This window comes from Micromonospora sp. CA-259024, assembly GCF_050936255.1.
GTDB lineage: Bacteria > Actinomycetota > Actinomycetes > Mycobacteriales > Micromonosporaceae > Micromonospora.
Window position 1 is genome coordinate 2,317,456 of the sequence record NZ_JBNJND010000002.1, and the last position, 16,864, is coordinate 2,334,319.

The 16,864-nt window shown below is 72.1% G+C and carries 19 protein-coding genes; 12 read left to right on the forward strand and 7 right to left on the reverse strand.

The annotated features are described in order from the left end of the window. The first annotated feature begins 6 nt into the window (after window positions 1-6). The 5 genes from ACQEUX_RS30300 to ACQEUX_RS30320 all read left to right on the forward strand — a co-directional run bounded on the left by ACQEUX_RS30300 (window position 7) and on the right by ACQEUX_RS30320 (window position 4,880). Entirely contained in the window at window positions 7-2,268 is a 2,262-nt protein-coding gene (locus tag ACQEUX_RS30300) for a heavy metal translocating P-type ATPase (protein ID WP_433055654.1), read from the forward strand. Window positions 2,269-2,342: 74 nt separating this feature from the next. After that, window positions 2,343-2,516 (forward strand): CsbD family protein, encoded by a 174-nt coding sequence (locus ACQEUX_RS30305; RefSeq protein WP_393102214.1) that lies wholly within the window; start codon window positions 2,343-2,345, stop codon window positions 2,514-2,516. Between the two features lie 163 nt (window positions 2,517-2,679). Then, window positions 2,680-3,027, forward strand: coding sequence for an ArsR/SmtB family transcription factor (locus tag ACQEUX_RS30310; protein ID WP_433055658.1), 348 nt, complete (start codon window positions 2,680-2,682; stop codon window positions 3,025-3,027). Further along, entirely contained in the window at window positions 3,024-3,293 is a 270-nt protein-coding gene (locus tag ACQEUX_RS30315; protein WP_433055661.1) for a hypothetical protein, read from the forward strand. Before ACQEUX_RS30310 ends, ACQEUX_RS30315 begins: the two co-directional genes overlap by 4 nt. Before the next feature lie 123 nt (window positions 3,294-3,416). Next, a complete protein-coding gene (locus tag ACQEUX_RS30320) occupies window positions 3,417-4,880 on the forward strand; it encodes an alpha/beta hydrolase (RefSeq protein ID WP_433055664.1) in 1,464 nt (487 codons plus the stop codon). Between the two features lie 82 nt (window positions 4,881-4,962). Here the strand turns inward: ACQEUX_RS30320 and ACQEUX_RS30325 are convergent, their stop codons facing one another. From ACQEUX_RS30325 to ACQEUX_RS30340, 4 genes are all read right to left on the reverse strand, one after another. Further along, complete coding sequence (locus ACQEUX_RS30325; protein WP_433055667.1) at window positions 4,963-5,598, reverse strand: class I SAM-dependent methyltransferase; 636 nt, start codon at window positions 5,596-5,598, stop codon at window positions 4,963-4,965. An 87-nt stretch (window positions 5,599-5,685) separates the two neighbouring features. Continuing rightward, entirely contained in the window at window positions 5,686-6,933 is a 1,248-nt protein-coding gene (locus tag ACQEUX_RS30330; RefSeq protein WP_433055670.1) for an RNA polymerase sigma factor, read from the reverse strand. Then, window positions 6,930-7,286 (reverse strand): YciI family protein, encoded by a 357-nt coding sequence (locus ACQEUX_RS30335; RefSeq protein WP_433057251.1) that lies wholly within the window; start codon window positions 7,284-7,286, stop codon window positions 6,930-6,932. Before ACQEUX_RS30335 ends, ACQEUX_RS30330 begins: the two co-directional genes overlap by 4 nt. Before the next feature lie 149 nt (window positions 7,287-7,435). After that, window positions 7,436-8,686, reverse strand: coding sequence for a DUF2786 domain-containing protein (locus ACQEUX_RS30340; protein WP_433055673.1), 1,251 nt, complete (start codon window positions 8,684-8,686; stop codon window positions 7,436-7,438). 194 nt (window positions 8,687-8,880) lie between these two features. On the opposite strand from ACQEUX_RS30340, the gene ACQEUX_RS30345 reads away from it, so the two are divergent. Both ACQEUX_RS30345 and ACQEUX_RS30350 read left to right on the forward strand, forming a co-directional pair. Then, a complete protein-coding gene (locus ACQEUX_RS30345; RefSeq protein ID WP_433055676.1) occupies window positions 8,881-9,372 on the forward strand; it encodes a DUF2243 domain-containing protein in 492 nt (163 codons plus the stop codon). A 38-nt stretch (window positions 9,373-9,410) separates the two neighbouring features. Then, a complete protein-coding gene (locus ACQEUX_RS30350; RefSeq protein ID WP_433055679.1) occupies window positions 9,411-10,226 on the forward strand; it encodes a cytochrome c oxidase assembly protein in 816 nt (271 codons plus the stop codon). 21 nt (window positions 10,227-10,247) lie between these two features. Here the strand turns inward: ACQEUX_RS30350 and ACQEUX_RS30355 are convergent, their stop codons facing one another. Both ACQEUX_RS30355 and ACQEUX_RS30360 read right to left on the reverse strand, forming a co-directional pair. Then, on the reverse strand, window positions 10,248-11,399 hold the full coding sequence (locus ACQEUX_RS30355; protein WP_433055682.1) for a CaiB/BaiF CoA transferase family protein: 1,152 nt from the start codon (window positions 11,397-11,399) through the stop codon (window positions 10,248-10,250). A gap of 75 nt (window positions 11,400-11,474) precedes the next feature. Next, complete coding sequence (locus tag ACQEUX_RS30360) at window positions 11,475-12,641, reverse strand: acyl-CoA dehydrogenase family protein (RefSeq protein WP_433055685.1); 1,167 nt, start codon at window positions 12,639-12,641, stop codon at window positions 11,475-11,477. Between the two features lie 184 nt (window positions 12,642-12,825). Here ACQEUX_RS30360 and ACQEUX_RS30365 point away from each other — a divergent pair, with 184 nt between their 5' ends. The 5 genes from ACQEUX_RS30365 (at window position 12,826) to ACQEUX_RS30385 (ending at window position 16,032) form a co-directional block, all read left to right on the forward strand. Next, window positions 12,826-13,125, forward strand: coding sequence for a hypothetical protein (locus ACQEUX_RS30365; protein ID WP_433055688.1), 300 nt, complete (start codon window positions 12,826-12,828; stop codon window positions 13,123-13,125). Window positions 13,126-13,329: 204 nt separating this feature from the next. Beyond that, window positions 13,330-14,016 carry a TetR/AcrR family transcriptional regulator gene (locus ACQEUX_RS30370; protein ID WP_433055691.1) on the forward strand — a complete coding sequence of 229 codons (687 nt, stop codon included), beginning with the start codon at window positions 13,330-13,332 and terminating at the stop codon, window positions 14,014-14,016. Window positions 14,017-14,101: 85 nt separating this feature from the next. Next, window positions 14,102-14,950: an MBL fold metallo-hydrolase gene (locus ACQEUX_RS30375; RefSeq protein WP_433055694.1), complete on the forward strand. Its 849-nt coding sequence runs from the start codon at window positions 14,102-14,104 to the stop codon at window positions 14,948-14,950. Between the two features lie 7 nt (window positions 14,951-14,957). After that, a complete protein-coding gene (locus tag ACQEUX_RS30380) occupies window positions 14,958-15,593 on the forward strand; it encodes a CGNR zinc finger domain-containing protein (protein WP_433055697.1) in 636 nt (211 codons plus the stop codon). A gap of 58 nt (window positions 15,594-15,651) precedes the next feature. Then, window positions 15,652-16,032: a hypothetical protein gene (locus ACQEUX_RS30385; protein WP_433055700.1), complete on the forward strand. Its 381-nt coding sequence runs from the start codon at window positions 15,652-15,654 to the stop codon at window positions 16,030-16,032. A gap of 22 nt (window positions 16,033-16,054) precedes the next feature. On the opposite strand, the gene ACQEUX_RS30390 is transcribed toward ACQEUX_RS30385, so the two are convergent. Continuing rightward, a complete protein-coding gene (locus ACQEUX_RS30390) occupies window positions 16,055-16,864 on the reverse strand; it encodes a zf-HC2 domain-containing protein (RefSeq protein WP_433055703.1) in 810 nt (269 codons plus the stop codon).

Consider the following 16,864-nt stretch of genomic DNA (forward strand, 5'->3'; position numbering starts at 1 on the left):
CAGACGATGACCACCACCAGCAGACCGTTGCCTGAGGCGCCGAACCGGATCGAGTTGGCGATCGGCGGGATGACCTGCGCCGCCTGCGCCGCCCGGATCGAGAAGAAGCTCAACCGGATGGACGGGGTGAGCGCCACCGTCAACTACGCCACCGAGAAGGCGACCGTCCGGTACACCGACGACGTCACGCCGGACGACCTGATCGAGACCGTCCAGAAGACCGGCTACACGGCCGCACTGCCGGCCCCACCCACCGACGTGGCCGGCGGGCAGTCGGTGGACCCGCTGGAGGGCCCGCGTACCCGACTCTGGGTCTCGGTGGTACTCAGCGTGCCGGTGGTCCTGCTGGCCATGGTCCCGGCCTGGCAGTTCGACTACTGGCAGTGGCTGTCACTGACCCTGGCCGCCCCGGTGGTGGTCTGGGGTGGGCTGCCGTTCCACCGGGCGGCCTGGACCAACCTGCGGCACGGCGCGGCAACCATGGACACCTTGGTCTCGCTCGGCACCCTGGCGGCCTTCGGCTGGTCGCTCTGGGCGCTCTTCCTCGGTGACGCCGGAATGCCCGGGATGACGCACCCGTTCCGCTTCGACATCACCCGCACCGACGGTGCCGGCAACATCTACCTGGAGGCGGCCGCCGGGGTGACCGTGTTCATCCTGGCCGGTCGCTACTTCGAGGCCCGATCCAAGCGGACCGCCGGTGCCGCCCTGCGCGCCCTGCTCGAACTCGGCGCCAAGGAGGTGGCGGTGCTGCGCGACGGGGTGGAGACCCTGATCCCGGTGGATCAGCTCGCCGTCGGTGACCGGTTCGTGGTCCGCCCCGGAGAGAAGATCGCCACCGACGGGGTGGTCGACGAGGGCACCTCCGCCGTCGACGCCAGCATGCTCACCGGTGAGTCGGTGCCGGTCGAGGTCGGCCCGGGCGACGGCGTGGTCGGCGCCACCATCAACGCGGGCGGGCGGCTGGTCGTCACCGCGACCCGGGTCGGCGCGGACACCCAGCTCGCCCGGATGGCCGACCTGGTCGAGCAGGCGCAGAGCGGCAAGGCGGCCGTGCAGCGGCTGGCGGACCGGATCTCGGGTGTCTTCGTACCGATCGTCATCACGCTGGCCGTCGGCACGCTCGGCTGGTGGCTCGGCACCGGGGCCGGCCCGACCGCCGCGTTCACCGCCGCCGTGGCCGTACTGATCATCGCTTGCCCGTGCGCGCTCGGCCTGGCCACTCCGACGGCGCTGCTGGTCGGCACCGGCCGGGGTGCTCAGCTCGGTGTGCTGATCAAGGGGCCGGAGGTGCTGGAGTCGACCCGGCGGGTGGACACCGTGGTGCTCGACAAGACCGGCACCGTGACGACCGGCCGGATGACCCTGGTGGACGTGGTGCCGGCGAGTGGTGAGGACCGTGCCGAGCTGCTCCGGCTCGCCGGTGCGGTGGAGGCCGCCTCCGAGCACCCGATCGCCCGCGCGGTCGCCGCGGGTGCCGCCGAGGCCGGCGCGCTGCCCCCGGTGACCGGCTTCCGTAACCTCGAGGGGCTCGGCGTGACCGCCACGGTCGACGGGCGGCTCGTGCTGGTCGGCCGGCCGGGGCTGCTGCGCGAGCGCGGGATCGACGTACCCCCGGAGATCGAGTGGGCCGTGAGCGACGCCGAGGCCGCCGGCCGTACGGCGATCGTCGCCGGCTGGGACGGGCAGGCCCGAGGCGTGCTCGCGGTCGCCGACGTGGTCCGGCCGACCAGCCGGGCGGCGGTGGCCCGGCTGCGCGCGCTGGGGCTCACCCCGGTCCTGCTGACCGGCGACAACACGACCGTGGCCCGCGCGGTCGCGGCCGAGGTGGGCGTCGACGAGGTGATCGCCGAGGTGCTGCCGGCGGGGAAGGTCGACGTGGTCAGGCGCCTCCAGGCCGAGGGGCGTTCGGTGGCGATGGTCGGCGACGGGGTCAACGACGCCCCGGCGTTGGCCCAGGCCGACCTCGGGCTGGCCATGGGCACCGGCACCGACGTGGCGATCGAGGCGTCCGACCTCACCCTCGTCCGGGGCGACCTGGATGCGGCGGTGGACGCCATCCGGTTGTCGCGCCGCACGCTCGGCATCATTCGCGGCAACCTGTTCTGGGCGTTCGGCTACAACGTGGCGGCCCTGCCGTTGGCCGCCGTCGGGCTGCTCAACCCGATGATCGCTGGCGCCACGATGGCGCTGTCCTCGGTCTTCGTGGTGGCCAACAGTCTGCGGCTACGCCGGTTCCGTCCGGCCGCCTCCGATGAGGGGCTCTGACGCGGAGACGGTTGGACCCGAGGTGGCCGGGGTACTGCTGAGGTCGTAGGCGACGCTTGCGATGGAGGTTGGCAATGGGTTTCGACGACAAGATCAACAACGCCACCGAGGACGCGGCCGGCAAGCTGAAGGAAGGCGCCGGGCGGGCCACCGACAACGAGCGGCTCGAGGCCGAGGGTCGCAATGACCAGGCCGGAGCCAAGCTCAAGCAGGCGGGCGAGAAGATCAAGGACGCCTTCAAGAGCTGACGTACGACGTAACCCGCACGCCGGGCCGGTGATCGATCACCGGCCCGGCGTGCTGTCTGTGGGGCTGTGCCGGTAACCCTGAGAACCCCCTGATTCCGTCGCCGGGGACCGCCTCCGCGTGGCGATACCTGCTAACTTCTATTGGCATGTGCAAGGGCTGGTTATGAGCAGCGCTCCAGCGCCGAGCGGCGACGACCTGGTCCGGGTGCTGGCCACCCTGGCCAACCCGCACCGGCTGCGGGTCGTCGCCGCGCTGGCCCGCGAGCGTGCGTACGTCAGCGGGCTGGCCCGGCAACTGGGCATCAGCCGAGCGCTGCTGCAGGTCCACCTACGGAAGTTGGCGGCGGCCGGGCTGGTCACCGCCCGCCTGGAGTTGTCGGAGGACGGGAAGGCCATGAACTACTACGAGGTGGAGCCGTTCGTGCTCACACTCACCCCCGAGATCATCGCGGCGGCGGTCGAGACGCTGACCGTGCCCGACTCGGCCGAGCAACCAGGAGCGGCGCGATGAGCGAACACGACTGGACCGAGGTGGTCGGCGCGATCGGCATCTTCGCCCTGCTGATCAGCGTGTTCACGGTGACCGTCGTCCAGCTGGCCAAGACCCGGCGGGCCCGGCTCGAATCGGCCCGCGCGGACGACTACCGCCGGCTCGCCGAGACGGCCACCCAGGCCCAGGAGGAGAACGCCCGACTGCTCGCGGCGATGGACGGTCGGCTGGGCGGAATGGAAACGCGGATGACGACCCTCGAACGCGTCCTGCGCGAGGTCGACTGACCTCTCGACGAAAAGGCCCCGGGCCGCCGAGCGGCTACTCGACGGCCCGGGTGGAAGCAGCATCACCTCGCCCAACAGGCGAGGTTCACCGGCAACGCTCCTTCCCGGAGAGGACAGCACCTCATGCTGCGCGTACGCAAATCCGCCGTCGGCTGGGCGGTCGCCCTGGCCCTCACAGCCGCCGGACTGACCCCGCCGAGCCCGGCCGCCGCCCGCCCCACCATCGACTGGCACCCCTGCGCCGAGGACGCCACCGCCGAGTGCGGCACCCTTTCGCTCCCGGTCGACTGGAACCGACCCCGGGGGGAACGCTTCGACCTGGCGCTGGCACGCCGGGTCGCCACCGACCCGGGAGTCCGGACGGGTTCGCTGGTGTTCGGCCCCGGTGGGCCAGGCGACAGCGGGGTCGCCCGGGTGCTGACCGGCAGTTCCCGGTTCAGCGCCGATCTGCGCCGCCGGTTCGACATCGTCAGCTTCGACCCGCGCGGCACCGGGCGCAGCAACCCGGTGATCTGTTCGAGGGAACTGCTCGCCCGGCAGCCGCAGGTGATCGCCGACCAGGCGCAGTTCGACGCCACCCTGGCCGACAACGCTCTGCTACGTGCTGACTGCCGGGCCCGTACCGGCCCGATCTACGACCAGGTGGACACGACCAGCGCCGCCCGCGACCTCGACGCGGTCCGCGCCGCGCTCGGCGAGCAACGGCTGACCTTCCACGGCAGCTCGTACGGCACCCTGCTCGGGGAGCGGTACGCGGAGCTGTATCCCGAACGGGTGCGGGCCGTGGTGCTGGAGGCCCCGATGGATCACAGCCTCGGCACTCGCGCCTTCCTCGACACCCAGGCCGTCACCGCCGAGGGCGCGTTCGACGAGTTCCTGGACTGGTGTGCCCGGCCCGCCGACTGCGCGCTGCACGGTCGGGACGCCCGCGCGATCTGGGCCGGGCTGCACGCCCGGGCCGAGCGCGGCACGCTGACCGACCCGGACCGGGCCGGGGCCGCGCTCGCCCCGTTCGAGCTGAGCCGGCTCGCCCACAAGAAGCTCTACGAGACCCGGTGGTGGCCGGAGCTGGCCGACTGGATCACCAGGATGGACGCCTCCGCCTCGCCGACCACGGCACCTCCGGCCGACGTCACGTCGACCGGCGACGCCGTGGCCCCGTACCCGTTCGCGGTCTTCTGCCAGGACTGGAGCCTGCCCGTCCGTGACTACCAGGAGTACGCCGGACACCTACGTCGGATGGCCCGGCTCGCGCCGGACCTGCGCTACCCGCCGGTCCTGTTCGCCCTCGCCACCTGCCTGGGCACCCCGACGCCGGTCGCCAACCCGCAGCACCGGTTGCGGGTCCGCACCGAGGTGCCGCTACTGCTTGCCGCGACCGTGCACGACCCGGCGAGCGGGTACAACTGGGCCACCAACGTGGCGCGACAGTTGGGTCGGCACGGCGCGCTGCTCACGTACCAGGGGTGGGGGCACGGCAGCTACACCACCAGCCCGTGCGTGGGGCGAGCCCTCGACTCCTACCTGATCGATCAGGTGGTGCCCGCCCGGGGCACCACCTGCCCGGCCGTCCAACCCGGCGGGTGACCGTATGCCGCCGGCCGTCGGGGACTCCCCCGGTGGCCGGCGGCGTGGGCCATCGAGGCGACCAGTGCGGCTCGGACGTCGATCAGGGGCGTCGGGCGGCGCGGACGACCACGTCGTGCAGCGTGTTTTCCTGGCCCTCGGGGCCGGTCACCGTGCGCTGGTGCTCCGTCGCGGTGGTGATCTCCCAGCTGGCGCTGTCCAGGCCGGCGGTGATGTCCGGGAGGGTGACCGATGCCTCGGTGGGCGGGTGGTGACCGTGCCCGGTCGCTCCCGGGGCGTGCAGATGCCCGACGATCAGCAGGGTGCCGCCGGGTTCCACCCAAGCGGCGATGCGGTCGTAGAAGGCCAACTGCGGCATCGCGGGGTGCGCGTAGTGCGTCGTGACCAGGTCGAACCGCGCACCGGGGTCCCAGACCGTCAGGTCCGCTTCCACCCACCGCACGCGCTCGGACACCTGGCTGCTCGTGGCGCGGTCGGCGGCGCGGGCGAGGGCTTCGGAGGCGATGTCGACCGCGGTGACCTGCCAGCCGTGGGAGGCGAGCCAGACCGCCTCGGCGCCGGTGCCGCACCCGGCATCCAGTGCCGTCCCCGGTGCCAGGCCGCTCGTCTCGTGGGCCAGATACGGGTGCGGTGGGCTTCCGGCCCCCGCTCTGTTCCCGTGCGCCTGATGCCAGTGCCGTTCCCAGTAGTCCTTGTCGAACTCGTGCTGCTCGGCCATCTGACCTGCTCCTTCGCGCGTCACCGGCGACTGTGGCCGAGACGGCAGCAGTACGCAAACTTTGTTGCCAGAATGGCAAGATCGGCGTTACCCCGTGAGCCGAGCCGCCCTCAGCTCCAGGTACCGCTGCTCGGGCAGGCTCGTGGTGCCCCGCGCCGCCGCCAGGTACGCCGCCCGGGCCGCCTCGACCTCACCGGCCAGCTCCAGCAGGTGGGCCCGGACGGCGGCAAGCCGGTGGTGCCCGGCGGTGCGCTCGTCGGCGTCCAAGGGTGTGAGCAGGGCGAGCCCGGCGCGTGGGCCGTCCACCATGGCCACCGCCACCGACTGGTTGAGGGTGACCATCGGGTTCGGCGCGATTCGGGCCAGCAGCCGGTAGAGGGCGACGATCTGCCGCCAGTCCGTCTGCGCTGCCGTCGGCGCCTCGGCGTGCACCGCGGCGATCGCCGCCTGGAGCTGGTACGGGCCGGGCGGCGACCAGGTCAGCGCCTCGGTGATCAGGGCGATTCCCTCCGCGATGGCGGCTGCGTCCCACCGTGTGCGGTCCTGCTCGGCCAGCGGGACCAGCTCCCCGTCCGGGCCGAGCCGAGCCGCCCGGTGCGAGTCGGTGAGCAGCATCAGCGCCAGCAGCCCGGCCACCTCGCCGTCGTCGGGCAGCAACCCGTGCAGGATGCGGGCCAGCCGGATCGCCTCGCCGGTCAGCTCGGCCCGGTGCAGGTCCGGCCCGCTCGACGCGGTGTACCCCTCGTTGAAGATCAGGTAGAGCACGCGGCGCACCGTTCGCAGTCGCTCGTCCCGCTCACCCGGCCCCGGCATGGTGAACCGGGCTCCAGCGGCCTCGATCCGCTGCTTGGCCCGGCGGATCCGTTGGCTCATCGTCGCCTCCGGCACCAGGTGCGCCCGGGCGATCTGGGCGGTGCTGAGACCGCCGACCGCACGCAGCGTGAGCGTCACCTGCGCCGAGGGGGTCAGCGCCGGGTGGCAGCAGAGGAACAGCAGCGTGAGCGTGTCGTCGGCGTCCGGGACGGCCGGTTCCGTGTCGGCTGCCGGTGCCACCCCGGCGTACCCCGGCTCGCGCAGCGCCACCGCCACCTCGCGGTCCCGGCGAGCGCTCTCGCTGCGCCACTCGTCGGTGAGCCGGCGGGTGGCCACGGTGAGCAACCAGGCGCGGGGGTTGTCCGGTACGCCCTGCCCGGGCCACTGCGTCGCGGCGGCGAGCAGTGCCTCCTGGACCGCGTCCTCACACCGGTCGAACTGGCCGTGCCGACGGACCAGCAGGCCGAGGACCTGCGGCGCGAGCGTGCGCAGCAGATCCTCGACCGTCCGGTCGTCGGTCACATCTCCGTCCCGGCCTCGTCCATGATCGGGCGGACCTCCATCGCGCCGCCGTGCCGCACGTCCGGCCAGCGGGCGGCGATCTCCGCGGCCCGCTGCGGGGTGTCGCACTCGACGGTCAGGTAGCCGGCGAACTGCTCCTTGCTCTCCATGAACGGCCCGTCGACGACCTCGGTGTTGCCGTTCACGAGCCGGACCGTCAACGTCTGCGACGGGTTGGCCAGCGCCTGACCGCCGACCAGCTCGCCGGTCTCGGTCAGCTCCTCCATGATCTTGTCGACCTCGCCGAAGAGGGCGGTGCGGTCCTGCTCGGTCAGCTCCTCGTTGAAGCCGGGTCGGTTCCAGATCAGCAGCATGTACTTCACGGCGATGCTCCTCGGGCCTTGGTCGCACCCCGGTCGGGGCGCGGCTCAGCGGAGGGTCGGAGCAGCCGCCCCGTTTCCCTACCCGCGTCCCGAAGAACATCGCAGAAAGTTCCGTCGGCGGCGCTCCCACGCCGGACGGATCAGCGTGAGTCGGGTCGGCCGGGCACCTGTCGAGGTTTCCCGCCGCCGCCGACATCCAGGGATGCCCGGTCGGCCGCCGACGTACCGGACGACCATCCCTCGGCGTCCCGGACGCTGAGTCGGTGTCGGGTGACGCCGGGGAAGAGCGTGTCCAACCGCTCCCGGACGGCCTCGCCACGCGCCGCGAGCACCGGCAGCAGCCGTTCCGGCCCGGCCGTCTCGGCCGCCGCCTGGTCCGCCGCGTCGGTGGCCGTACGCAGCCGTTCGCCGATCCGCAGCGCGAACGCGTTGAGGAAGGACTCGTCCCACACCTTCGTCCGCCGTCCGGCCCCCGGTCGGCGCTCGGCCCGCCCCCGCAGCATCGCGGCGGTCGCCTGGACCAGCAGCGAGGTGTAGAGCAGCTCCACCGCCACCAGATCCGCCGGCCAGCCCAGCACCGTGGCGAAACCCAGGTCGTCGGACCAGACCGCCTCGCACCGGTTCGCCGCCGCCACCTCCTGCACCAGCAGCGCCTTCGCGCCCGCGTACGGGGCGTCGGTGCTCAGGCGTACCCCGCCGGGCAGGTCGCCGCTCGCCGATCCGGCGGCCAGCAGCGCCTCGTCGATGCTGTGCCGGGCGATCAGCTCCTGCGCCTTGCCGGTCAGGGCCTCCGCCTCGGCCGGGAAGGTCGTCGACTCGGCCTTGGCCAGCAGCGCCCGTACCCGGTTCAGCATCGGCGACCCGCTGCGGGCCGTACCGGTCGGTCGGGCGGTCGCCGCGCCGCTCGACCCGGGTGGCGGGCGCAGCACCGCGATCGGCGGCAGGCTCTCCACCAGCGCGAGTACGTCGACGGCGGCGCGGAGCGTGTCGGCCCGGTCGAGCCCTTCCCGGGTGGCCCAGCCGGCCAGCACGCTACGGTCGTCATCCCCCGCGGTGCCCGCCAACTCGTGCAGCTGCTCGTCCCACCAGGCCGGGACCGGCTCGGCCTGGTCGCGCCGCTGGGCGGCCATGGCATCGCGGACCAACCGGGCCGAGCGGGCGTCGAGCCGCCGGGCGGTGATCCGGTCCACGTCGACCGGCTGCCAGCCGCGTGGCCAGAGCCGCCCCAGGCCGCGTACCAGGCGGCGCAGCAGCGCCGCGTCGACCGCTTCGGTGCCGTCCGCCGTGCCGGTGCCGACCATCAGTTGGTCCAGCTGCCGTTCGGCCTGCCGTACGTCGGTGCCGCGCACCGCCGCGAGCGCGTTGGCGACGAGTTCGTCCGCGTCCGGCACAGGCACCTCCTCGGGTTCCGCTGCCTTCTTGAGCTCCGCTGCCTTCAGGCTCCATGATCATGCCGCTAGTCGGGCGGGAGTCGCGAAACGGGGATGTCGCCGCAAGCCGGGACGTCCCGTGGTGGCTTCGGCGGGCATGGATCGTCCAGTTCGGGGTAGTTCGGCCCTGACCCGACGTGGACGCGAGGTGTGTGGTGGCCAATTCGAGCCTGCCGAGAACACGCACGGTCGACGTCCCGGACGGCCGTTCCTCCACGCTCGTCGGCGTCCTGATCGGCGTGGCGATCATGGCGGCGGTGGATGAGATCGTCTTCCACCAGTTACTGGCCTGGCACCACTTCTACGATCGGTCCACCCCGTCGGTGGCGCTGCTCTCGGACGGGCTGCTGCACGCCGCCGAGGTGATCGCCCTGGTCGGCGGGTTCTTCTGGTTCGCCGACCTGCGCCGGCGGCGCACCCTCTCGACCCGGCTGGCCTGGGGTGGCTTCCTGCTCGGCGCCGGAGGGTTCCAGCTCTTCGACGGGCTGGTCGACCACAAGGTGCTCCGACTGCACCAGATCCGTTACGGCGTCCACCTGGTGCCGTACGACGTGGTGTGGAACGTCGCCGGCGCGGTGCTGCTGCTGGCCGGTGTGGCCGTGGTGTGGTCGGCCCGGTCCCGCCGGGCGGGCGGCGGCGCCCGGTGACGGTGGTCGCGCAACCTGCGCTCGCGCATGGCGGGCATGTGGCGGAGGGGCCGGGCTGGTTCCCGCTGCTCCCGGTTGTCGTGCTGGCGGGCGGCTATCTGCTGGCCGCCGTACGCGATCCGCGGGGTTGGGACCACCGGCGCACGGCTGCCTGGCTGGTCGGCTGCGCCCTGCTGGCGGTCGCCGTCGGGCCGCTGGGTCAGCTCCCCGACGACCCGCGCGGGCACATGGCGCAGCACCTGCTGCTCGGCATGCTGGCCCCGCTCGGGCTGGTGCTCGGCGCCCCGGTCACCCTGCTGCTGCGGGTCGCCACACCGCCGGTACGCCGGGCGGCGGGCCGGCTGCTGCGCGCCCGCCCGCTGCACCTGCTCTCCCACCCGGTCACCGCCGCGCTGCTCAGCACCGGTGGGTTGGCGCTGGTGCTGCTCACCCCGCTGTACGCGGCGGCGGAACGCCAACCCGCCCTGCACCACGCTCTGCACGTGCACTACGTGGCCGCCGGGTACCTGGTCGCCTGGTCGCTGGCTGGACCGGACCCCGCGCCCCGACGCCCCGGGCTGGCGGTACGGGTCGGCGCGCTGCTCGGCGCGGCGGCCGGGCACTCCGCGCTCGCCAAGTACCTCTACGCGCAGGCCGGAACCCTCCCGCCCGGCCTCACCGACCCCGACCCGGCGGCGTTCCGCTCCGCCGCCCAACTCATGTACTACGGCGGTGACATCGCGGAGCTGCTACTGGCCATCGCCCTCTTCGCCACCTGGTACCACCGCCGATCCCGCCCCCGCCCCTCCCGCCCTTCGCAGTTGATCAAGAAGTTTGCGTCACCCGGGGACGGTCCCTTGACGCAAACCTCTTGATCAACGCGGGGGTGGGGTGGGTCAGGTGCGTTGTGGCCAAACGCTGAGGATTTCCTCGACCGGCAGGACGTCCCGCTCCGGGTGCGGCGCCGGGGCGGGCTTGGCCGCGGGTGTTCGGTCGAAGCGGGGCGCCGGAGCCGGCTGGATCTCGCCGCCCACCTCGACGAAGGTGTCCCGGGCGGCGTTGTGCGGGTGCTGGTGCGCCTCGCCGGGGGCGAGCACCGGCGCGACGCAGGCGTCCAGGTCGGCGAAGACCGCCGTCCACTCGTCCCGGGTCCGTTCGGCGAACCGCTCGGTGAACCGGTGGCGCAGCTCGTCCCAGCCGCTCGGGTCGTACTGGTCGGGCAGGTCCGGGTCGTCGGCGAGGTCGAGGCCGGTGAGCAGTACGGCGTAGAAGGCCGGTTCCATCGCGCCGACGGCCATGAATCCGCCGTCGGCGGTCCGGTACGTGTCGTAGAACGGCGCCCCGCCGTCGAACATGTTGCGCCCGCGCGGCGCGGACCACGCGCCGGAATTGAGCAGCCCGTGCAGGAATGAGGTGAGCAGCGCCGAGCCGTCCACCATCGCCGCGTCGACCACCTGGCCGATGCCGGAGCGTTCCCGCTCCAGCAGTGCCGCCAGCACGCCGACGGCGAGCAGCATGCCGCCCCCGCCGAAGTCGCCGAGCAGGTTCATCGGCGCGTACGGGCGCTCGCCGGCGCGGCCCAGCGGCTCCAACGCCCCGGCGACCGCGATGTAGTCGATGTCATGCCCGGCCCGGGCCGCCAGCGGGCCGTCCTGACCCCAGCCGGTCATCCGCGCGTACACCAGCCGGGGGTTGCGGGCCCGGCAGACCTCCGGCCCGAAGCCGAGCCGCTCGGCCACCCCCGGCCGGTACGCCTCGACCAGTACGTCCGCCCGCTCGACCAGGCGCAGCAGGTCCACCATCCCGGCCGGGGACTTCAGGTCCAGCGCGGTGACTCGCCGGCCCCGCTGCAACGGCCCGCCGGTCGGCGCGGCCAGTCGCCCCGCACCCGGTCTACCCGGGCGGTCGACCCGCACCACGTCCGCGCCGAGGTCCGCGAGCACCATGCAGCCGAACGGTGCCGGGGCGAGGCTCGCGAGTTCGACCACCCGCACTCCGGCGAGGGGCCCACCGCGCGCCGACCCGGCCGGCTCGCCGGACGCCGTCACGCGACGCTCAAGATCCGCTTGGCGCCGTCCCGCGCGCCGGTGTCCCGGCCTCGTGGGCCACGGACCACGTACGCCTCAGAGGGCACGGGCGATCAACTCCTTCATGATCTCGTTGGTGCCACCGTAGATCTTCTGGACGCGGGCGTCGGCGTACATCCGGGCGATCGGGTACTCCGTCGTGTAGCCGTAGCCGCCGAACAGTTGCAGGCACCGGTCGATGACCTCGCACTGCCCGTCGGTGAGCCACGACTTCGCCATCGCGGCCGTCGCCACGTCCAGGTCGCCGCGCGTGTGCCGGACGATGCAGTCGTCCAGGAAGACCCGGCTGACGCGGGTGCGGGTGGCGCACTCGGCGAGCACCATCCGGGTGTTCTGGTGGCCCATCAGCGTCTTGCCGAAGGCGGTGCGCTCCTTGGCGTACGCGACGGTCAGCTCGACCGCGCGTTCCATCGCCGCGACCGCGCCGACGCCGATCACCAGTCGTTCCTGCGGAAGTTGCTGCATGAGCTGGATGAAGCCCAGCCCCTCGGCGCCGCCGAGCAGGTTGGCCACCGGCACCCGGAACTCGTCGAAGAACAGCTCGGCGGTGTCGTTGGCGTGCAACCCGATCTTGGACAGCAGCCGGCCCCGGCGGAAGCCCTCCGGGTCGCCGCCGACCTCGCAGACGAGCAGCGAGACGCCGGCCGCCCGCTGCTCGGGGTCGGTCTTCACGGCCACGATGATCAGGTCGGCCAGGCCGCCGTTGGTGATGAACGTCTTCGCGCCGGTGACCAGGTAGTCGTCGCCATCGCGGACGGCCCGGGTACGCATCGCCTGAAGATCGGAGCCGCCGTCCGGCTCGGTCATCGCGATCGCGCCGACCAGTTCACCGCTGCACAGGCCGGGCAGCCAGCGCCGCTTCTGCTCCTCGCTGCCGTACGCCACCAGGTAACCGGTGACGATGCCACTGTGGACGGCCAACCCGAGGCTGCTCTCCCCGCTGTACGCCTGCTCATGCAGCAGCACCGCCTCGTGGGTGAAACCGCCGCCCCCGCCGCCGTACTCCTCCGGGACGGACAGGCCGAGCAGCCCCAGCTCACCGGCGCGCCGGTAGTGCTCGCGGTCCGGATGGCCCTGCGCCAGCAGGCGGTCGGCGTGCGGCAACACCTCCTTGGTGAAGAAGGTGCGGGCAAGGTCGGCCAGGTCGTCGTGCTCCGGCTCTCGCCAGGGAGAGGGGCGACCGTCGGGCGGGAGCGTCGGCATGTGCATCACCCTCGCGCGCTGTTGGCGGCATGTCAATAAGTCTCGATCGCCGTCGGGTGCGGGTTGTCGGGTCGGACTCTGATTCCTGGAAGTCGCGCTATCCCCAGCGCGGGACACCCCGAGTTCAAGAAATCTGAGTCGATGATGGCCGATCTGGGTCGTGCTGATGGGCGAGGATCGTGCCATGAGTGCCAGACCTCCGGCCCTGCTCGACGGTGCCCGGGTCACCATGTTCGCCAACCTGAAGCCGGGACAGCTGCCGACCCGTGCGACGCGCCACTCCATCCGCGATTTCGCAGAGCTGGTCGTACGCCTCGCGATCGCCAGCTACGACGACGGCCCGGATGCCTACCTCTTCTACTGCACGAGTGACTGGGTGGTCTTGACGGACACGTTTCATCCAACGGAGATGGAGGCTGTCGCTCAGGCGGAGTTCGAGTTCGGGGACGTGAGGTTCGTGCGGATGGCACCAGACTCTCGGTGACCTGGAGGCACAGCCCCCGCCTGTCTTCAATAAGCCCCACTGGACGGGCGAGGGTGCTGCTCGGCCGCGCCGCATGCCGAGGCCCAGCGTTGATCGACTCCGTTTCCTGGAAGTGGGGCCTTCCCCGGCGCCGGATACCCCGATGTCAAGGGAAACCGAGTTGATCAAGCGGTTGGCCCGTGAACTGCCGATAGGGTCGGGCAGATGAGTGTCGAGACGGCTCCTCGCCGCCGCCGCCTGGAGCCGGACGCCCGGCGCGGGCAGATCCTGGCCTGTGCGGTCCGGCTGTTCGGCGAACGCCCGTACGCGGAGGTGTCGACCACCGACGTCGCGCGGGAGGCGGGAGTCGCTCGGGGCCTGGTCAACCACTACTTCGGTGCCAAGAAGGACCTCTACCTGGAGGTCGTCCGGGTCATGGTGACCATCCCGGAGGTCGCCCTGGAGCGGTTGCCCAAGGGTGACCTGCGGAGCCGGGTCGACGCCAGCGTCACCTGGTTCCTCGACGTGGTGTCCCGGCACAGCACCTCGTGGCTGGCCGCCGTCACCGCGCGGGGGATGGGCGGCGACGTCGACGTCGAGCGGGTGCTCGCCGAGGCCGAGGAGGTCGCCGCGGACCGCATGCTGGTCGCCGTCGGGCTGGCCGGCGAGGCGGAGCACCGCGAGGAGTTGCGCGGAATGGTCCGGGCGTACGGCGGGCTGGCCACGTCGACCGCCCGGGAGTGGCTCCAGCGCGACGCGTTGACCCGCGCCCAGGTGCATCTGCTGCTCACCACCACGCTGTTGACCATCGTCGAGCAGGTCATCCCGCAGGTCATCACCGGCAATGGTCCGACCCCGCCAGCGCCTCCGTGTGTGACCCAGGCCATGGGGGCGACGGAGCCTTTGAAATAGGCATAAGCATTATGGTTATTTCAGCGGCCGGGGGGAACGACGAGTACCCGTGACACGCGGTTCATCTCGTCACCGAGGAGGAGACGTGGCCACATCTGCCCTGTCCTACGAGGTTTTCGTCTCTGATGGTCCGGTTCGAGCGGGCGAACAGCGCATGCCGGACGGATCGCGGATCAACTGGAATCCCACAGCGTCCACGCTGATCTTCGGGGCCGAGGAGGCGCTCCTCGTGGACCCGCCGTTCACTCACGAGCAGATCTCGAAGGTGGGTGACTGGATCGCACAGTCGGGCAAGCGGCTGACGTACATCTACGCCACCCACGGGCACGGCGACCACTGGTTCGGCGCCGGCGAACTGGTCAAGCGCTTCCCCGGTGCCGTCACCTACGCGACGCCCGGCACCATCGAGGTCATGCACCAGCAGGCCACCGTCGGGCGGAGCGAGTTGTTCGACCGGGTTTTCCCTGGCCTGATTCCGGAAACGCCGGTCGTCGCGGTGCCCGTGCCGACCGACGGATTCCTGCTTGAGGGCAATCTCATCCAGGCGGTCGAGACCGGGCACACCGACACTGACCAGACCACCGTCCTGCACGTGCCATCGATCGGCCTCGTAGTGGCCGGTGACGTCGTCTACAACGGCGTTCACCAGTACATCGTGGAGACCGTCAACGGGGGCCTGCGGGAGTGGCTCAAAGCCCTCGACCGCGTCGAAGCACTCGCGCCCCGCGCGGTTGTCGCCGGCCACAAGAATCGGGACCGCCCCGACGACCCGGCGAGCATCGACCAGACCCGGAAGTACCTGTTGAACGTGGAGCGGCTGCTGGCCGAGAAGCCGACCGCCCGCGAGTTCTTCGACGAGATGATGCGGCTCTACCCAGACTGGGTGAACCCGGGGCCGGTCTGGTACGGGGCGCTCGCCCTGCTCGGGAAGTGACCTGATCATGTCCGTGGTATCCGACCCCGCGCCGTGGATGGCCACCGCGAGGTACGAGATCGACCATGCTCCGGGCGGCCTCGGGCTCGTCCAGGATCTGCTCAACACGATCTCGGCCGGCGTGCCACGGCAGCCGGACCTTCTTGACGATCTGACCAGCGCCACGGCGTGGGCACGCGATGCCGCTGCCCGGTGGTCGATGACCACCGGGCGGCCGGTACCCGAGATCGCGCTCGACTCCGCGGGGATCCACGCGCTGCGGGGCCTTCGCGACGATCTACGGGAAGAGATCCATGCCCGGATCCACGGCACGCTGGAATCCGGGCACCCCGCCGCCGAGGACCGGACCCCGACCGCGCTGCGTACCGCGGGTGCCGCGCTCCGGCTCGACCGGAACGGATCCGTCCACCTGGATCCCACCGGGTCCGGGGCCGATCTGCTGATCTCGCTCGTCCTCGCGGCGCTGTTCGAGGCGCAACTCGCCGACGTCGGGCGCCGGATCAAGACCTGCCGCAACCCCCGCTGCGGGGTGGCGTTCTACGATCGTTCGCGCAACAACAGCGGAGTTTGGCACTCCGTACGCGTCTGCGGTCACCCGACCAACCTGCGCGCCCACCGTGCGCGCAGGCGGCAGACGGATTGAGCTATCCGTGCCAGACCGACGACTCGAATCGGCCGACACGACACGTCAGGAACGGTGGATGGCCAGCGCAAGGTTCTTCTTCGACGCAGGATCGGGCACGGTCCTATGGACGGTCGGCCCCGAAGACCAGGCCATCTGGGGATACGCGGTGGATCTGAAGGAGCTGCCGATCAGCCCCGACCTCCAAGCCGAGTTGGTCGAATTGGTGGCGCAGTACGACACCCACGTGAACTGGGAATACCCCCCTGACCCGGGCCCCTGGCGGGAACCGCAGTGCCGCCGGTTCAACGAAGCGGTCCGGAAGGCTCTCGGTCGCCTCCGGGCGGAACTCGGGCCCTCCTGGCGGATCCAGGACGACTTCACGGAGCTCCACGAGGACCCGGACCTCGACCGGTACCTGCGTGATCCGGAGGATTTTGTCCGCAGCGGGACGACCTGAGCGTCCGCCGGGCCGCCGGCGATCAGGCGGCGCGGCGTCCGGCCTGATCGGTACGCGTGGCATGCCCGCCCTGAGCCGCCGGGGCGGCGTGGCGGTCGGCGGCCTGCGCCGGATACGCCTCGGAGCGGACCACCCGCAGTGGCCGGTCCACCTCGTCGGCCCGGAATCGCCACCGTGACGGTGTCGACTGCCGCTGCGGCGCGGGTCCACCGGGGCGCAGGCCGGGCCGGGACAGCAGCACAGTGATCAGGTAGCCGACCACCAGGAAGCCGTGGCTGACCAGCCGTTCGCCGCCCACCGACCCGGTAACCAGGTCGTTGACCGAGAGCAGCAGCAACGTGCCGACGAATGCGCTGAGCATCGGTAGCAGCCCGGCGGGCGGGCTGCGGCGCACCGCCACGAAGAGGAAGCCGGCACCCACGGCCACGTTCCACGCGGCCGACTCGTGCCACAGGTGCTGGCCGGTGGGGTGCAGGTGGTCGGCGGCCGCGCCCCGGCCCACCTGGGCCAGGCCGAGCACCAGTTGCACCGCGCCGAGCAGCCCGAGCGCCGCCCGCAGCCCGGCGACCAGCGGGCCACGCCCGGCCATGCGCCGCCACCACGACCGGCGGGCCGGGCCCGCAATGGTGGCGGCCAGGATCGCCTCGGTCCGGTCGGGCACCTCGGTGACCAACCGGGTACGAACCCGGCGGGTCACGGCGGCCGCCGCCGTGAACCAGGCCCGGCATTCGGCGCACCCGTCGAGGTGCCCCTGCACCGCCGTCAGTTCGGCGGCAGTCTCCTCCCCGTCCAACTGCGCGGACAGGACCTCCCGCCACTGCTCACACCCCAT